The sequence below is a fragment of the Paraburkholderia sp. SIMBA_054 genome, assembly GCF_046534875.1.
GTDB classification, from domain to species: domain Bacteria; phylum Pseudomonadota; class Gammaproteobacteria; order Burkholderiales; family Burkholderiaceae; genus Paraburkholderia; species Paraburkholderia hospita.
In genome coordinates this window covers 1-354 of the sequence record NZ_JAWRXV010000376.1, presented here as the reverse complement: position 1 = coordinate 354, position 354 = coordinate 1, and the positions used below count along the sequence as shown (strand labels likewise).

Annotated in this window: 1 pseudogene; it reads left to right on the top strand. The window is 66.1% G+C overall.

Annotation, left to right across the window (positions count from 1 at the left end):
• Positions 1–354 (top strand): annotated as a pseudogene (locus tag SB822_RS55555) (MMPL family transporter); the annotation flags it as partial.

The window sequence follows — 354 nt, the reverse complement described above, 5'->3', positions numbered from 1 at the left end:
GCGATCGCACGGTGTTTCTGGTGACGAGCAAGGACGACGCGCTCGCGAAAGCGGCGGCGAAACAGGTCGGCGCGGCGTTGCAGAAGAGCGGTGCGTTCGCGTCGTTGACGGCGGAGTTGCCGCCCTTCGACATGTCGCAGATCGGCGGGTTGTCCATGCCGTATCGCTTCGGCCTGTTGACGCGCGACGATCACGACGCCGCCGCAAATAACACGGCCTCGCTGCACGATGCGCTGATGCCGCGCATCTACAACCCGGTGCGCGGCCCACTCGCCACGCACCTCGCCGACGCTCCGTTCGGCTGGCTCGCACAATTCCTGAGCGCCTTGCCGCTCGCCACTTCGAATCTCGATC